Origin of the sequence: Psychrobacter sp. (assembly GCF_035469765.1) — a bacterium.
In the GTDB taxonomy this organism is placed as follows: Bacteria; Pseudomonadota; Gammaproteobacteria; order Pseudomonadales; family Moraxellaceae; genus Psychrobacter.
Genome location: NZ_DATIRM010000016.1, coordinates 1 through 13,243, shown reverse-complemented (window position 1 = coordinate 13,243; position 13,243 = coordinate 1). Strand labels below are relative to the sequence as shown.

The window sequence follows — 13,243 nt, the reverse complement described above, 5'->3', positions numbered from 1 at the left end:
TCATTGCGCGCCCGTACGATTTTTTATGATCCGAGTAAAGTCAGCGCTGATCAGTTATCCACTTATGCAGATTTGGCGGATCCAAAATGGAAAGGTAAATTATGTCTACGCACCTCGAAAAAGGTTTATAACCAGTCATTGGTTGCTAGCATGATGGAGCATTTAGGCGCTGAAAAAACAGAAGCGGTCATCCGTGGTTGGGTTGATAACTTAGCAACCGACGTCTTTAGTGATGATACCAGTCTACTAGAAGCTATCGCTGCTGGTCAGTGTGAAGTGGGTATTGCCAATAGCTACTACTATGGTCGTATTTTGGATGAGAAGCCTGATTTCCCAGTAAAAATATTTTGGGCAAACCAAGGTACGACAGGCACGCATGTGAATATCTCAGGTGCTGGCGTAGTAGCGGGTTCAGACAATGCTGATGGCGCATTGAAACTGATGGAATGGTTGTCTTCTGATGAAGCGCAAGGTCTTTATGCCAGCGCTGATAAAGAATTCCCAGTAAAAGTTGGGATTGATGAGTCAGAGATGCTTAGATCTTGGGGTCAGTTCAAACCAGATGATATCAATGTACAGAAATTTGGTGAATTACAAACCCAAGCCATTCAAATGATGGACAAAGCCGGCTATAAATAAAAGTCTGCCAGTCATTTAATAGAGTTATGATGCGTATGACACGGTAACAACTTATGATAACAATGCCAGAATCGTCTGCAAGTGAGAACAATACTGTCAATGAAAGTAATGAGACAGGCAATACGAGCAACTCTATTCGCCAAGACCATGCTACCCGTAAACGTGTCATTTCGAAATCAGTCTTAGGACTGATTTCGTTGTTTATGCTAGTACCGATTTTAATCGTATTATTGTCATGGACACAGCCAGTCGCTGATATTTGGGGGCATATGCGTGAGTACGTATTGCCGCAAGTGCTCAAAAATACGGCTATTTTACTATTAATGGTCACAGTGATTTCCGGCACGATTGGCACGGCATTGGCATGGCTTACGAGTATGTACCGCTTCCCTGGACAGCGGTTTTTTTCGTGGGCGCTGATGTTGCCTCTTGCGATGCCAGCTTATGTATTAGCGTTTGTCACAGTCGGTATCGTTGATTTTAGTGGACCATTACAAACCGCATTAAGAGATTTTGGGGTTACGGCTGCCATCCCATCGGTACGTAACGTATGGGGTGCAGGGCTAATCTTGTCATTGGCTTTTTATCCTTATGTTTATTTGCTGGCGCGCCAAGCCTTTTTATCTCAAGGTAGGCGAGCGATAGAAGCTGGGCAGATGCTTGGCTTAAGTCGTGGTCGAGTGTTTTTTCGATTGGCATTACCGCAAGCATTACCTTGGGTCATCGGTGGTTTGCTACTGGCAAATATGGAGACACTAGCGGACTTTGGTGCGGTGTCAGTATTCAATGTTGATACCTTTACTACTGCCATCTATAAAGCTTGGTTTGGGTTTTTTAGCTTGACGACAGCGGCACAGTTAGCAGCGCTATTAATTGGTGTGGTCTTCATCGTTGTCTTGTTTGAACAATATTGGCAAGCAAAACGCGGTAATATTATTACCCAAGGTAGTAGCCAACGTTTTGAAGTTAGTAAACCAGCTAAGCTTGCTATGACGCTGCTTTGTACGCTGGTATTTTTGATCGCGTTTTTGATCCCCTTTGCACAGCTTATCTATTGGACAGCGGCAAATTTTCAGCAAGATTTTGATGCCCGCTATATTGATTTTGTCACCAATAGCCTCATGATTGCTAGTATGACCACCGCGTTTATTGCTGTTTTAGCGATTATGATTGCGTGGATTAAGCGTCAATATCCGGATAAATCTACTAAGCTTATGACTACCTTAGCCAATTTGGGCTATGTGGTGCCGGGTACAGTATTAGCGGTCGGTATCTTTATTCCGATTGCTTGGCTTGATAATCAGCTGATTGCTTTTGGTATAACCTCTACGCAGTTTTTATCTGGCAGTGTGATTGTGATGCTGCTGGCTTTATCGACTCGTTTTATGACGGTGAGCTTTCAGCCGGTAGACCGTCAGCTTCAGCGCTTGACCGTCAATCAAGAAGCGGCTGCTAAATTGCTTAGCGATAGTCCTTTTCAGCGCTGGCGGCAAGTGATGTTGCCTGTATTGAGCCCAGGGGTATTGACGGGTTTGTTGATGGGTTTTGTTGAAGTCATGAAAGAGATGCCTATTACGTTGATGACACGGCGTCAAGGCTGGGATACGTTGGCGGTTCGAGTGTTTGAAATGACCAGTGAAGGCATGTGGGCCCGTGCTGCATTGCCAAGTTTGTTGATTGTGCTGGTCGGTCTTATTCCTGTTTGGATATTACTACGTCAAAGTGACAAGCAGGGTTAACGTATTTTTTAATTAAAATATTGTGCTTAAGTGATCGATGGATTTTAATTGGTGCTTTTCACACTTTTAACGTTTAATATTTTCAATATTGTGACGCTGGATTTTCTTCACTAATAGCTTACTGGTACTGTCTATGTATACTGACTTGATGCACGATTCAATAAATCCAGCAGACTCTGAGTCTGTAGAGCCTCAGAGCAAAGCACGATCAAATAATGTGAAAAAGCCACCTATTACCATCATGACTAAGGCGCAAATGGTGCAAGCTTTAGCGGAGAAAGAGTTACAACCATGCGCTGCTAGTTTAGATAGCGCCTTCGTTCAGCATCATGAAACCGCTACCACTCAACCGTATTTTAGTGTCCAAGACTTGGTGGTTGGCTATGACGATACGATAGTCGTTAATGGTTTATCGCTAAACTTGCAACAAGGTGAAATTGGTTGCTTTTTGGGTTATAGCGGCTGCGGAAAGACCACGGCATTAAGAGCGATTGCAGGATTAGAAGAGAGTCGCGGCGGTAAAATCACTCTAAACAGTCAGCGGCTAACAGAGCAAGCGGCGCGTGTTTCATTTGCCGTTGCACCCGCCAAGCGCGGCATGGGGATGGTGTTTCAAGACTATGCGCTGTTTGGACATTTAAGCGTGGCTAAAAATATCGCCTTTGGTCTCAATAAATGGTCGGCTGCCGACAAAAAAGCCCGTGTTGCTGAAATGCTAGCGCTGGTAGAGTTGTCTGAACACGCTGATAAGCGTCCAAGTGAGCTATCAGGTGGACAGCAGCAGCGGGTGGCATTGGCTCGTGCATTAGCACCGAAGCCTAAGCTATTGCTGCTCGATGAGCCGTTTTCGAACTTGGATGTGGTATTGCGTGAATCATTGGCAATGAATGTCCGTGATATTCTCAAACGTACCAATACTACCGCTATTTTGGTCACTCATGATCAAAATGAAGCGTTTGCGCTTGCTGATAAAGTTGGGGTTATGCATAAAGGTAAGCTGGTACAGTGGGCAACCCCAAGTGAGCTATATCATGAGCCAGTCAGCCCGTTTGTCGCCGAGTTTGTCGGTGAAGGCGCAATGATAGACGGCATCATCAAAGAAGGTCATGTCGAGACGGCGCTTGGTGATATTTATCGACGGATGGAAGTCTATGATGCGTCCGGTCAGCCGCAGTATTGCGAGTACGATTATCCGAATGGTACACCGATTAAAGTATTGGTGCGTCCCGATGATATTATCCATGACGATGACAGTACGCAGACTGCATTGGTTGTTGGTCGTGTATTTCGCGGTGCCAACTATTTATATCGCTTGCAGCTCGCTGATGGTCAAACAGTATTGTCTTTAGTCGCCAGTCATCATAACCATGAAATCGGTACACAAATCGGCATATTACCGATACTCGAGCATGTCGTGGTATTTGATGAAAAAGATATCAACGCCACCACGTGGTCCGAGTATGATAGGTCAGAGCGATTTGAGGACATATGATAGCGTTTATCGAGTTGCCTTTACCAAAAGGACGCCTGATACTTAATTTTTAAAGTTTTTAAGAGGCACGTATTTAAGAGACACGCGTCGCTAGTAGATGTAAGTAGCGACCAAGCCACTTATAGGGCTCCAATTGCGAGTAGCGTAACTCCATGCGTATGACCGCTTCAGGATCATTGTGCCCACCACGTTTAAGCGGCGAATAATCATGGAATACCCGCAGACCGCTGGAGACTAGGGTTTGATACTTATGTGCCTTTAGCCAAGCTTCAACCTCTTCCTTTGCAACTGGATGATTGGGCGTTAAACTCTTTTTATTGTCGGCTTTATAATCAATATTATCCAATAAGTTAAAATTGCCCATTATCAAGTTACGATAATCAAAACTTGCCGGATTATAAAAGCACAGTGATAGCGCCCCATTATCGGTTAATTGTTGGTCAAAAAAGTCCATCACCGCGGCAGGCTCTGCCAACCATTCAAGCAGCGCGTGACACATAATTAAATCAAACTTCTCCGTTTTATCAGCCAACTTTTCTTCAAGCTCTTGATACGGGCATACATGCCACGTGATATCCAATTTTTCATCGTTTTTACTGCACTGCATGACGCTCGTCTGCGCTTTCTCTAACATATTGGCTGAGATATCATTGATGACCAGTGTATGTCCTTGAGTAGCAAGTTCAATAGCAATCTGACCCAGTCCTGCACCCACATCTAAAATACGTAACGGTCGCCCAAGTTCGCTGCTCGTCTGCGCGCAGTATTCAAAAATATCACGGCGTAATACTGCTAATCGAATGTCTCCCTTTAAACCACCATAGACCTTTTTTTCAAAATGATCGGCAATCGTATCAAAGCTACGGTCCGTACGCGCAACTTTTTCTACAGCTTGTATTGTCAGATTTTCTGTAGAATCTAAGGGTTCATTATGGTTAATATCTTGAGGACTAGTTGGCATAAAAGGCTGTCTATATCGGAAGGTTTATGGTGGCGTATCGTACAATAAAGCAGGGCGCTAATCTAGCGTTGATAGCATTGGTGTCTTTTTGGGGTTGTTTTTAAATGGTATCAATCTATAACTCGGATTACGCACTATGTGAAGAAAATGGGTGTTAAATCTTATTGCTGAAATAACAGTCGTTTTATCTATAAAAATGGCAAAATTAGCCAGTCTAAACGAGTCTGTCGTTAAAGTCGTTTTGGTAGATATTGCTAGATTAAAAAGTCAGTGCTAATGAGCTATTTTGCTTGATTTTAATAGCAGCTAGAACCCCCTAAATCAACAAATTTGTGCTAAAATAGCTTCTTTTATTCAACATTAAAACTATCGCTAATTCTCTATAGATTTGAGTGGTTACTAAGCCTTTTTTGATGGTCACTGTATTTATAATATAACGGCGCTTTGGTGCCGTTATTGCTGCCCATTATTACTTAGATATGCCGATACTAGAGAGTAGATGTGAGTGAGGGAGTGTATATGAGCGAATCGGTCAGTCCTATTGCCATTGTGGACGAATTAAAGCAGTCCTATTTGGATTATGCGATGAGCGTGATCGTCTCGCGCGCGCTGCCTGATGTGCGTGATGGGTTCAAACCAGTACACCGCCGTGTGATGTACGCGATGCATGTATTGTCTAATGACTACAATAAAGCCTACAAGAAGTCCGCACGTGTGGTCGGCGATGTCATTGGTAAATATCACCCACATGGCGATAGTGCCGTCTATGATGCCATTGTACGTATGGCGCAGGATTTTAGTCTTCGTTACCCGATGGTTGATGGTCAAGGTAACTTTGGCTCGATTGATGATGATCCACCGGCGGCGATGCGTTATACCGAAGTACGTATGACCAAGCTCACCCATCAGATGCTTGCTGACTTGGACAAAGACACCGTCGATTGGGAAGACAACTACGATGGCTCTGAGCGTATGCCAAGCGTCTTGCCTGCACGTATTCCAAACTTATTGATTAACGGTGCTACCGGTATTGCGGTTGGTATGGCGACCAATATGGCGCCGCACAATCTGACCGAAGTGATTAATGCGTGTTTGGCTTATGCTGCAAACCCGCAAATATCCGCTGAAGAGCTGATGTCGCATATCTCAGGTCCTGACTTCCCAACAGGCGGTATTATTTACGGTCGCGCGGGTATCTTAGATGCTTATCGTACCGGTAAAGGTCGCTTGCATGTCCGTGGTCGCTACATTATTGAGCCAATGAGTGAGACGGGTGTCAACCGTGACCGTGAGCGCATTGTTTTCACCGAAGTGCCTTATCAAACCAATAAAGCCAAGCTGATTGAGCGTATTGCTGAATTGGTTCGCGATAAGAAAATTGAAGGTATTAGCGAGATTCGTGATGAGTCTGATAAAGACGGCATGCGTATCGCTATTGATTTACGTCGCGGTGAAACTGCCGAAGTTATCGTCAATAACTTGTTCCTACAAACGCCACTTGAGTCTAGCTTTAGTATCAATATGGTGGCGCTTGATAATGGTCAGCCAAAACTATTGACCTTGCGTCAGCTGATTGCCGCATTTGTCCGTCATCGTCAAGAAGTGGTGACGCGCCGTACTATTTTTGAGCTGAATAAAGCCCGTGTACGCGGTCATTTGCTCGAAGGTTTAACGGTTGCACTTGCCAATATTGATGAGATTATTACGACAATTAAAGCCTCTGCAAACCGCGGCTTGGCACGTGAAAACCTACTGAGCAATATTTGGGGTTCAGGTAGTGTTGTGGCGATGCTAAACGCTGCAGGTAGTCAGTCAGTACGCCCAGACTTTATCGAAGGCGAAGATCCAAAAGCGCCATTTGGTCTAATTGATAATCAAGCAAGCTATCGCTTATCACTTGAGCAAGTTAATGCGATTTTGGATATGCAGCTTCATCGCTTAACCGGTCTTGAGCAAGATAAGCTGACCGAAGAATACCAAGACTTACTGCGTGAAATCGCCCATTTAGAATCTATTCTTGGTGATTTTGATAAGCTAATGACCATTATCTCAAACGAGATGATTGAGATTCGTGATAACTTTGGTGATGAGCGTCGCACCGATATTATTGATTCACGTATGGACTTCAACCGTGAAGACTTGATCCCAGAGCAGACAGTAGTGATGACGGTATCGCGTACTGGCTATGCTAAGACTCAGCCAATTGATGATTACGTGGCGCAAAAACGTGGTGGTAAAGGTAAGTCTGCGACCGCGATGAAAGAAGACGATGTGATTGATCATTTAGTTGTCACGTCGACGCACTCCACTGTATTATGCTTCACGGATACAGGTCGTGTCTTTAGCTTACGTGGTTTTGAAGTACCGATTGCCAGTCGCGGTGCCCGTGGTCGTCCATTGGTGAATTTAATAGGCTTAAATCCTGATGAAACAGTCACAACGATATTGCCTATTCCAAAAATAGTAGAAGATCTATCAGTAAAAGGTGAGACGTCAGTAGATACCCTAATAGATAGTGATGATTTATTAGACGACAGCACGCAAGCAGAGCCACCGTTTGTATTCTTTGCAACCGCCAATGGTACGGTGAAACGTGTAGAGCTTAAGCAGTTTGCTAATATTCGCTCGAACGGCTTAATCGCGGTTGGATTGGAAGAAGGCGATAAATTGGTGAGCGCTCGTATCACCAACGGTAGCCAAGAAGTGATGCTATTTGCCTCAAGTGGTAAAGCCATTCGCTTTAATGAGAATGATGCTCGTGCGATGGGTCGTACTGCTAAAGGTGTCCGTGGTATGCGTCTGGCTACTGATGAATTTATCAAATCATTGGTTGTGATCGAAGATGACGTCCGCGAAATCTTGATTGCTTGCGAAAACGGCTTTGGCAAACGCACCTTTATTGATGAGTTCAACACGCAAAATCGTGGTGGTGGTGGTGTGATTGCGATTAAAACCAGCACGCGTAATGGTGAGCTGGTACGAGCAACCAAGGTCGAGCCTGAAGACGACATTATCTTGATCTCAGACAAAGGCACGCTAGTGCGTACGCCGGTGCAGCATGTTGCTAGCTCAGGTCGTAATACTCAAGGTGTTACGTTGATTCGTCTATCAAAAGACGAGAAGTTGGTCGCTATGGCACGTGTTGAGCACGAAGAAGGTGACGATGAGCTAGTTGATGCCATGAGAGAAGACGGTACATTTGATGTGGAAGGTCAAGAGCAGATAGATATTGATGCAGCAAATATTGATGCTACAGATGCTGATATTAATGAGTCTGGTAATGACGAATAGCTCTTTTAGTCGTTAGTTTTCCCGTTTATTCTGCTAGTATTGTTCTAGAAAAAGCCTCTGACGTTATCGTCGGAGGCTTTTATTTTTTTCTATTCTTTAAGGCGGTATTTATGCTGACGACCAACCAAACCTTCCAAGGAACTTTAGCATCGGTATCATCAAGTTTTTTATTCGCCTTGATGTTCTTGTTTGGGCTATTTATGCTGCCATTAACCGGTACGCAGGTGGCTTCATGGCGCATATTGATGATGCTCTTGAGCCTTGTGATATTGGTCAGCTTTACTAAGCAATGGCAACATGTTTTTGATTATCTAAAAACCTTAAAGAATCTAAAAGAGTGGATTATTTTTATCCTACCAACCCCTATTTTAGGTGGGCAGATTTGGCTGTTTATGTGGGGACCGGTTAATGGCTTCGGTCTTGATGTGACCCTAGGTTATTTTTTATTGCCGCTGGTGATGATTGTGATTGGGCGTTTTTTTTATCATGAGCATATGAGTATACTACAGTGGTTGGCAGCGATATTTGCGGCGCTCGGTATCGGCTATGATATCTGGCAATATGGCAGTATATCTTGGGTGACCGCCTTTGTATGTTTGGGTTATCCCCCTTATTATTTGCTACGCCGTAAGCTTGCTGTACCGCCTATTACAGGGCTATTATCAGATTTGACTTTACTGACACCTGTGGTGCTGATTATGCTTTATAGCAGTGGCGGCTTTAGTGTGGCGGTACAAAATTCCAAGTTTTGGTATATATTGCCGCTGTTAGGTGCTTTTAGCTCGCTTGCCATGTCACTGACTATGGTTGCTAGTAGTAAGCTACCTGTATCGTTATTTGGCGCGCTCAGCTATGTAGAGCCCATGTTGTTATTTGTGCTATCCATCACTGTGTTAAACCAAAGCTTGGATGAGGGTGGCTCGCTATTTATGTATAGTATGATTACTTTGGCGTTATTTATCATGATTGCTGATAGTGTCAAAGGCTATCTTATTCGCCGCCGTGACAATCATTTGCATGGCTACAGAGAGCCACAAGTGGGCGGCTTTCCACCGCGCCGTCGTTTTCTCAACCACCGTACAGAAGGGGTATTAACCGCGCATCGTTTTCGGAAGATTCGTCGTTATCAACGAAAGGTGGAGCGCATACAGCGAAAGATTGAGCAACTCGATGCCAAGTAAGTAGAGCTATTGATGTGAGTTAAACAGGTAGATGAAATAAAAAGATATAAAAATAAATAGACGGTTCAAGTCAATGTATTGCTTATCTATTCTCACTTTGACATAATGTAAACCTTGATATAAACACAATGTATTTACAGCGTTTATATCAGCATCATACGATGAAGTTATCGACAAAATATCTTGTAGACCAAAGGCCTCCGACGTTCGCGTCTGAGGCTTTTGTTTTTTTTCAAAATTGCCAAGGACGTGCGCTTATCTCTAAAGGTTGTTGTTATGTTCCCTACCAATCAGACGTCCCAGGGCACCGTTGTTGCAGTGGCAGCAAATTTCCTTTATGCACTGCTATTTTTATTTGGTCTATTGATGCAGCCGTTATCAGGGACGCAAGTTGCTTCTTGGCGTGTGCTTATGATGCTATTTAGCTTGGTGCTACTGGTCAGTGTGCTTAAACAATGGCAGCATATTTTTGATTATCTTAAAACCCTAAAGACAGTAAAAGAGTGGTTTTTATTTATCATACCTACGCCAATTTTGGGCGCGCAAATCTGGATATTTATGTGGGCACCCGTCAATGACTTGGGTTTAGAGGTGACCTTGGGTTACTTTCTATTCCCAATGATTATGATTGTTGTAGGGCGCTTTTTTTATAATGAAGACATGACACTGCTACAGTGGGTTGCTACTATCTGTGCCGCGCTCGGTATTGCTTATGATGTCTGGCAATATGGCGCTATTTCTTGGGCAACTTTATTTGTCTGTTTAGGTTATCCTCCTTATTATCTACTGCGTCGTAAGCTTGCCGTACCGCCGATTACAGGGCTTATTTCTGATTTGGTTTTATTAACACCAGTGGTTATCGTTGCCTTATATGTGAGCGGTGGTTTTGAACTGGCGATATCTACTGATAAATTTTGGTATCTGTTGCCGCTACTGGGTATTATCAGTACGGCGGCGATGGCACTGACCATGGTCGCCAGTCAAAAATTGCCAGTCTCACTATTTGGTACTCTATGCTATCTTGAGCCAATATTTTTATTTGTATTTTCCATCACTATTTTGCATCAAAGTATCGATGAGGGCGGCTCCTTATTGATGTACTCTATGATTTGTATCGCGCTGCTGATTATGATTGCTGATAGTGCGCTTGGTTATATCGCTCGTAAACGCGATGACCGTTTGCATGGTTACAATGAGCCACAAGTGGGCAGTTTTCCACCGCGCCGCCGTCTGAAGAATCGCCGTATCAAAGGCGTGTTAATTGCGCATCGCTTTCGTAAGATTAGAAAGTATCAGCAAAAAATAGACAGGATGACGCGCAAAATCGAAGAATTACATGCTAAGTAATGTTGTCTGGCAGAGAGTGTTTAATTTAACTTGGCAGGCATGATTTTGTACCAGTGTTCTACACAGTTTCTGTGTTAAAGGCAGGTTAATTGCGCTATTATCGACAGCAACGCTGCCATGCTCAACAGTGCTCCACTATGCTTCATAAGGCTCAATAATGGCATTCGGGTGCAGGCGCAAACTATAAATATTATCGTTTATTCTTACTATAACTAGGATGGTTTATGTTACACCTTCATCATTTAGCAAACTCACGCTCGTTTCGTATTCTTTGGTTATTAGAAGAGCTGAATGTCGACTACAAATTGACCTGCTATCAGCGTAACAAAGCTTACCGTGCGCCTGACAGTTTAAAACAAATACATCCGCTCGGTCATGCGCCCATGTTAGAAGTAAATGACCGTGTGCTCATCGAGTCAGGCTTTATCATCGAGTATTTGATTAAGCATTATGATACCGAGAAACAGTTTAAGCCTGCCGATGATAATGAAGCGGCATGGGAGGCATATACGTTTTGGCTGCATTTTGCCGAAGCGTCAGTGATGCCACCGTTGGTCATGCGTTTAGTATTTACTAAAGTGGTTGAGCAGTCGCCTATGCTCATCAAGCCTATTAGCAAAAGCATTCGCAATCAGGTTGAAAAAAGCATGATCAGTAAAAACTTGACTGTCATACTCGATATGATGGAGCAGCATCTACATGACAATCATTGGTTTGCAGGGACAGAGTTCAGTGCCGCTGATATTCAGATGCACCTGGCAGTAGTCGGTGCCAATGCAGGCACAGGTTTAGACAGTAGTAAATATAACAATATCTTAACGTGGCTGAAGCGTTGTGAAGAGCGTGATGCCTTTAAACGCGCAGAAGAAAAGGGCGGTCGTCTACAGTTTTAAGTGCGGTACTTATTATTAACCATTGATTTCATATGATAATAAAGGGTTTTGTTTATTCATAGACAAAACCTTTTTTAGGATAAAAAATGACAGACTTGAATAAATCTAATAATGACAATACTGATAAGAATACCGACAATATTAACAGTGCTACTGAACAACCACTTAATGGGGTTGATAGTAACGTGAATAGTCAGCAGGTCTCTATCAAGGCATGGTCACAAAAATTACTGGTAGTGATTCTATGCATTGCCAGCTTTTATGGAGGCTGGAAGTCTTATGAGTCCAATATGGTTAATGACTGCAATGCCAATGGCGGACAGATGATTGAGGGTAAAAGAACGCTGATATGTCAGTTGTCATAACAGCCTGTAATGATAATCGGCAGAGATAAGCGATGCTAAAACTCACTTTTTTGGGTACCTCAGCAGGTGTACCCACCAAGCAGCGTAATGTGACGGCATTAGCAATTGAATGCCTTAATTCTTATAGCTTAGGGACGAATCAACAGCAAAATAAGAAATCGCGTCCATGGTTATTGATTGATTGCGGTGAAGGTACGCAGCATCAGCTCTTACATACCAAGTTATCTTTACATCAGCTACATGTGATTTGCATTACTCATGTGCATGGCGACCATTGCTATGGTTTGCCGGGGTTGCTGGCGAGTGCGGCAATATCAGGACGTACTTCACCACTGATACTGATTGCGCCAAAAGCGATTGCTACACTGCTTGATGCTGTTATTTCGACCACTGAATTGCACTTTCCATTTGCTATTAACTTTATGGCGATAGAAGGCTTGCTATCTGAGCCAGATAGTAAAAATAAAGCTCAGGTCACTATCAGCTTAGACAATCAACATCAGCTTGAAATTGATATTACGCTGTTATCACATCGAGTTGCCTCTTATGGTTTTGGGATTACGCAGATAATCAGTCGTCGCAGTCTTAATACGGACAAGCTGGTAGCAGATAATATTCCAGCTAGCGAGCTGTGGGGCAAGCTACAGCAAGGTCAGGATGTCATGACTGCTGATGGTCGCAAGCTTCGTTCAGCAGATTATGTCGATAATGAGAGTCAGCTTACAAGGGTAGTGGTAGCTGGCGACAATGATACGCCGGAGCGCTTACAAGCGGCAGTGGTCGGTGCGGATGTATTGGTACATGAAGCGACATATACCAGTGACGTCTTAGCGAAGATTCAAGCCAAAAATCCAGACTTTGATCTGATGCATAGTAGCGCGCAGCTGCTGGGTCGATTTGCTGAGCAAGTCAGTGTCAAAAACTTGATTATGACCCATTTTAGCGCCCGTTATCAGGGCTTTGACAATCCAAATAGCAGCACGCCAAATATGGGTCATATCCGATTGGATGCCGAAAGTGTTTACCAAGGTAATCTATGGCTAGCAGCAGACTTTGACCAATATCTGGTGAATGGTGCAGCGGAAGAGGTGGGTGATAATATAGGCAATCGCGTGCAGTATTTAGGCTCTACACGCGACCATAAAAAATGAATGATATGAGTTTTTAAGATTGACTATCTTCAGCTGCCAATTGGGTCTGTCCTATCCAGTAACGACTAAACTGATACGCCACTCGACCAGAGCGTCCACCGCGTTCTGATGCCCAGCGTAGTGCCGCTGCTCTGATATGAGTGGGTAACTCATCAATGCTGCCTGCAATTTTATTTTTCGCATC

11 protein-coding genes are annotated in these 13,243 nt (G+C 43.7%); 9 read left to right on the top strand and 2 right to left on the bottom strand.

The window, feature by feature from the left end; translation table 11 throughout:
• The 3 genes from VLN09_RS00395 to VLN09_RS00385 form a co-directional block, all read left to right on the top strand.
• A partial coding sequence (locus VLN09_RS00395) for an extracellular solute-binding protein (protein ID WP_325243018.1) occupies positions 1-639 on the top strand: 639 nt, incomplete at its 5' end.
• Between the two features lie 53 nt (positions 640-692).
• Positions 693-2,378: an iron ABC transporter permease gene (locus VLN09_RS00390; RefSeq protein ID WP_325243016.1), complete on the top strand. Its 1,686-nt coding sequence runs from the start codon at positions 693-695 to the stop codon at positions 2,376-2,378.
• Positions 2,379-2,634: 256 nt separating this feature from the next.
• Positions 2,635-3,870, top strand: coding sequence for an ABC transporter ATP-binding protein (locus VLN09_RS00385; protein WP_414709061.1), 1,236 nt, complete (start codon positions 2,635-2,637; stop codon positions 3,868-3,870).
• A 73-nt stretch (positions 3,871-3,943) separates the two neighbouring features.
• On the opposite strand, the gene VLN09_RS00380 is transcribed toward VLN09_RS00385, so the two are convergent.
• Positions 3,944-4,831, bottom strand: a complete 888-nt coding sequence (locus VLN09_RS00380) for a methyltransferase domain-containing protein (RefSeq protein WP_325243012.1) — start codon at positions 4,829-4,831, stop codon at positions 3,944-3,946.
• 519 nt (positions 4,832-5,350) lie between these two features.
• Between VLN09_RS00380 and gyrA the strand changes: the two genes are divergently transcribed.
• From gyrA to VLN09_RS00350, 6 genes are all read left to right on the top strand, one after another.
• The gene (gene gyrA / locus VLN09_RS00375) at positions 5,351-8,122 is read left to right on the top strand and encodes a DNA gyrase subunit A (protein ID WP_325243010.1); all 2,772 of its coding nucleotides are present in this window, start codon (positions 5,351-5,353) and stop codon (positions 8,120-8,122) included.
• Between the two features lie 110 nt (positions 8,123-8,232).
• On the top strand, positions 8,233-9,303 hold the full coding sequence (gene rarD / locus VLN09_RS00370; protein ID WP_325243008.1) for an EamA family transporter RarD: 1,071 nt from the start codon (positions 8,233-8,235) through the stop codon (positions 9,301-9,303).
• 276 nt (positions 9,304-9,579) lie between these two features.
• Entirely contained in the window at positions 9,580-10,650 is a 1,071-nt protein-coding gene (gene rarD, locus VLN09_RS00365) for an EamA family transporter RarD (RefSeq protein ID WP_325243006.1), read from the top strand.
• A 224-nt stretch (positions 10,651-10,874) separates the two neighbouring features.
• Complete coding sequence (locus tag VLN09_RS00360; RefSeq protein ID WP_325243004.1) at positions 10,875-11,543, top strand: glutathione S-transferase; 669 nt, start codon at positions 10,875-10,877, stop codon at positions 11,541-11,543.
• 86 nt (positions 11,544-11,629) lie between these two features.
• Entirely contained in the window at positions 11,630-11,908 is a 279-nt protein-coding gene (locus VLN09_RS00355; RefSeq protein WP_325243002.1) for a hypothetical protein, read from the top strand.
• A gap of 32 nt (positions 11,909-11,940) precedes the next feature.
• Positions 11,941-13,059 (top strand): ribonuclease Z, encoded by a 1,119-nt coding sequence (locus VLN09_RS00350; RefSeq protein WP_325243000.1) that lies wholly within the window; start codon positions 11,941-11,943, stop codon positions 13,057-13,059.
• Positions 13,060-13,072: 13 nt separating this feature from the next.
• Here VLN09_RS00350 and VLN09_RS00345 read toward each other — a convergent pair.
• Positions 13,073-13,243, bottom strand: a 171-nt coding sequence (locus tag VLN09_RS00345) for a DUF815 domain-containing protein (RefSeq protein WP_325243020.1), incomplete at its 5' end; no start/stop codon positions are given.

What these genes read in the sequence shown, in the direction of transcription:
- gyrA (WP_325243010.1), top strand. Translation starts at nt 5,351, where the DNA reads ATGAGCGAATCGGTCAGTCCTATTGCCATTGTGGACGAATTAAAGCAG.
- rarD (WP_325243008.1), top strand. Translation starts at nt 8,233, where the DNA reads ATGCTGACGACCAACCAAACCTTCCAAGGAACTTTAGCATCGGTATCA.
- rarD (WP_325243006.1), top strand. Translation starts at nt 9,580, where the DNA reads ATGTTCCCTACCAATCAGACGTCCCAGGGCACCGTTGTTGCAGTGGCA.
- VLN09_RS00360 (WP_325243004.1), top strand. Translation starts at nt 10,875, where the DNA reads ATGTTACACCTTCATCATTTAGCAAACTCACGCTCGTTTCGTATTCTT.
- VLN09_RS00390 (WP_325243016.1), top strand. Translation starts at nt 693, where the DNA reads ATGATAACAATGCCAGAATCGTCTGCAAGTGAGAACAATACTGTCAAT.
- VLN09_RS00350 (WP_325243000.1), top strand. Translation starts at nt 11,941, where the DNA reads ATGCTAAAACTCACTTTTTTGGGTACCTCAGCAGGTGTACCCACCAAG.
- VLN09_RS00380 (WP_325243012.1), bottom strand. Translation starts at nt 4,831, where the DNA reads ATGCCAACTAGTCCTCAAGATATTAACCATAATGAACCCTTAGATTCT.
- VLN09_RS00385 (WP_414709061.1), top strand. Translation starts at nt 2,635, where the DNA reads ATGGTGCAAGCTTTAGCGGAGAAAGAGTTACAACCATGCGCTGCTAGT.
- VLN09_RS00355 (WP_325243002.1), top strand. Translation starts at nt 11,630, where the DNA reads ATGACAGACTTGAATAAATCTAATAATGACAATACTGATAAGAATACC.